Origin of the sequence: Bradyrhizobium sp., assembly GCF_049512235.1 — a bacterium.
Taxonomy (GTDB): domain Bacteria; phylum Pseudomonadota; class Alphaproteobacteria; order Rhizobiales; family Xanthobacteraceae; genus Bradyrhizobium.
Map to the genome: position 1 here is coordinate 1 of NZ_JBEKXH010000630.1, position 3,299 is coordinate 3,299.

The following is a 3,299-nucleotide window of genomic DNA, read 5'->3' on the forward strand; positions in this document are numbered from 1 at the left end:
TCTTCATAAAACGGTCTCGAAGCCTGCGGATCGGAAGAGTTGATGTTGGGGACAATTCTGCGGACACTCATGGGAACCTCACACCGGCAGCGCGATCGAATATTCTACCTGGCTCGGCGCAAAAGGCGTTAACATCAGGACATATTCACATACGTCCGCGAGGACCGCCATGCCGATTGCGCCCGCACGCCTCGAAATGCTCACCGCGCTCTCCCGCAAGGTGCTGTGGCTGTCATCGTGGACCATCCATCATGCCAATCACATCAGGCCGAATACCGACGGCCTGAAAGTCGGCGGTCATCAGGCCTCCTCGGCCTCGCTCGCCACCATCCTGTCGGCGCTGTATTTCCAGGTGTTGCGGCCGCAGGACCGGGTCGCGGTGAAGCCGCATGCCAGCCCGGTTTTTCATGCCATCCAGTATCTGTTCGGGCGCCAGAGCCGCGACAAGCTGGAAAATTTTCGCGGGTATAAGGGCGCGCAGTCCTACCCGTCGCGGACCAAGGACACCGACGATGTCGATTTCTCCACCGGCTCGGTCGGTCTCGGCGTGGCGCAGACCCTGTTCTCCTCGCTGGTGCAGGACTACGTCAAGGCCCATGGCTGGATGAAGGACCGGCCGGAGGGGAGGATGATCGCGCTGGTCGGCGACGCCGAGATGGACGAGGGCAACATCTTCGAGGCGCTGCTGGAGGGCTGGAAGCACGGCCTGCGCAACACCTGGTGGGTGGTCGACTACAATCGCCAGAGCCTGGACGCCGTGGTGCGCGAGGGGCTGTGGGAGAAATTCGAGACCATGTTCAAGAATTTCGGCTGGGACGTGGTGATCGTGAAATATGGCCGGCTGATGCGCCAGGCCTTCGCCGAGCCCGGCGGCGAGGCGCTGAAGCGCTGGATCGATGACTGTCCGAATCAGATGTATGCCGCGCTCTGCTTCCAGGGCGGCGCGGCCTTCCGCAAGCATTTGCGGGACGAGATCGGCGATCAGGGCGCGGTGTCGCAGCTGATCGAGCGGCGCAGCGACGATGAATTGCGTGACCTGATGTCCAATCTCGGCGGCCACGACATGGCGAGCATGATTGAGGCCTTCGAGTCGATCGACCATGACCGGCCGGTCTGCTTCATCGCCTACACCATCAAGGGCGTCGGCCTGCCGTTCCAGGGCCACAAGGACAACCATGCCGGCCTGATGACGGTCGCGCAGATGGAGAAATGGCGCGCGGCGCAGAACATCCGGCCGGGACACGAATGGGAGAAGTTCGAGGGGCTGGCGCACGATCCCGCAGTCCTCCAGGACTTTCTCGCGGATATCCCCTTTAACCGCGACAGCCGTCGCCGCCTGAGCGCGCCGGTCATCGACGTGCCGCCGCAGCTTGCATTCAAGCTGTCGGCTGAAATGTCGACCCAGCAGGGATTTGGGCTGGTGCTCAACGAACTCGCGCGGGAGAAGACCGAACTCGCCTCGCGCATCGTCACCGCCTCGCCTGACGTCACGGTGTCGACCAATCTCGGCGCCTGGGTCAACCGGCGCGGCCTGTTCGCACGCGCCGAGAAGGCCGACCTGTTCCGCAGCGAGAAGATCCCCTCGACCTTCAACTGGGATTTTTCGCCCAGAGGACAGCACATCGAACTCGGCATTGCCGAGATGAACCTGTTCATCCTGATGTCAGCACTGGGCCTGTCGCATCAGATCAACGGCGAACGGCTTTTGCCGATCGCCACCCTGTACGATCCCTTCATCGAGCGCGGGCTCGATGCCTTGAACTACGCCTGTTACCAGGACGCCCGCTTCATGGTGGTGGCGACGCCCTCGGGCATTACGCTGGCGCCGGAGGGTGGCGCGCACCAGTCGATCGCGACGCCCTTGATCGGCATGGCGCAGGATGGCCTCGCCGCATTCGAGCCGGCCTTTGTCGACGAACTCGCCGTCATCATGGGCTGGGGACTGGCCCACATGCAACGCGAAGCGGGCGAGGGCGGCTCGGTCTATTTGCGGCTTTCGACCCGCACGATCGAGCAGCCGCAGCGGATCATGACATCAGAGTTGCAGCGGGACATCACCGACGGCGCCTATTGGCTGCGCAAGCCCGGCGCCAATTGCGACGTCGTGATCGCCTACACCGGCGCGGTCGCGCCCGAAGCCATCGAGGCGGTCGGGCTGTGCGGCGAAAGCCACCGCGATGTCGGCCTGCTCGCCGTCACCTCGGCCGACCGGCTGCACGCCGGCTGGACCGGGGCACGAAAGCTGCGCCGCGATCGCCGCGGGCCGCCGCATCTCAGCCACATTGAAAAACTGCTGGCGCCATTGCCACGCGACTGCGGCATTGTCACCGCGATCGATGGCCATCCGGCGGCGCTGGGCTGGCTCGGCAGCGTGCGCGGACACCGGGTCGAGGCGCTCGGCGTCGAGCATTTCGGCCAGACCGGCACCATCGGTGATCTCTATCGCCACTACGGCATCGATGCCAACGCCATCATCGATGCCGCCGAAAGTCTCACCACCGGCGCGCCGGTGCGGCACCGCAAGATGGCGGTGTGATTAGGAAATGGGGGAACAGATGAGCAGCCTCGGCAAACGACTAGTCAAGTCCGCGAAGGAAGCACGCACGATTGCTCGTGGCGAAGCGGACGCATCGACCTATAAGGTATTCGTGCCCGCCAAGATCGATGTAAAGGCCATCAGGGCGCGACGCGGGCTTACCCAGGAAGAATTTTGCATGAAGTACGGCCTTGGTATTGCCAGCCTCAGGGATTGGGAGCAGGGGCGGTTCTCGCCTGATCCTACGGCGAGAGCATATCTGACGATCATCGATCGTGCTCCGGAAGCCGTTGAAAAGGCGCTGACAAAGGTGGCCTGAGCGCGAACCGGGGTCCGAGGCAGCGAGTAGCCCGCATGAGCGCAGCGACATGCGGGGCCACTGCAAGCAAGCCCCGGATGTCGCCATCGGGCGGCGCATTCGCGCCGCCCCGTTGGCTCATCCGGGCTACGCTCGCTGATATTTATACTCTCCTTGCCGTACCTTCGGATCGAGCGCGAGAGGCGATCGCGGACCCCAACCGCCGGAAGCGGCGGCCACCTCACGCATAACCCTGATTCGGATACCGGAGCACCCGATTGAAGCCTGCCACCCGTGCCGGCTCCTGGTAACAGATCGCCATCAGGCCGAGTGCATCGGCAGCATGACTGGACCAGTCGTGCTCCGGTCCGAGCCCGACACCGCGCGCGTCGTCCTTCCTCTCGTGGTAGAAGCCGATGGCGTCGCGGCCGGCTGCCGTGGTCGCCTCGTTCCACCACATCTTCG

The 3,299-nt window shown here is 64.0% G+C and carries 2 protein-coding genes and 1 pseudogene; 2 read left to right on the forward strand and 1 reads right to left on the reverse strand.

Annotation, left to right across the window (positions count from 1 at the left end; all coding sequences use genetic code 11):
• Positions 1-169: 169 nt before the first annotated feature.
• Positions 170-2,536, forward strand: a complete 2,367-nt coding sequence (locus ABSG20_RS33015; RefSeq protein ID WP_423868639.1) for a thiamine pyrophosphate-binding protein — start codon at positions 170-172, stop codon at positions 2,534-2,536.
• A gap of 19 nt (positions 2,537-2,555) precedes the next feature.
• On the forward strand, positions 2,556-2,855 hold the full coding sequence (locus ABSG20_RS33020; RefSeq protein WP_423868640.1) for a helix-turn-helix domain-containing protein: 300 nt from the start codon (positions 2,556-2,558) through the stop codon (positions 2,853-2,855).
• A gap of 220 nt (positions 2,856-3,075) precedes the next feature.
• On the opposite strand, the pseudogene ABSG20_RS33025 reads toward ABSG20_RS33020, so the two are convergent.
• A pseudogene (locus tag ABSG20_RS33025) lies at positions 3,076-3,299 on the reverse strand (PBSX family phage terminase large subunit); the annotation flags it as partial.

What these genes read in the sequence shown, in the direction of transcription:
- ABSG20_RS33015 (WP_423868639.1), top strand. Translation starts at nt 170, where the DNA reads ATGCCGATTGCGCCCGCACGCCTCGAAATGCTCACCGCGCTCTCCCGC.
- ABSG20_RS33020 (WP_423868640.1), top strand. Translation starts at nt 2,556, where the DNA reads ATGAGCAGCCTCGGCAAACGACTAGTCAAGTCCGCGAAGGAAGCACGC.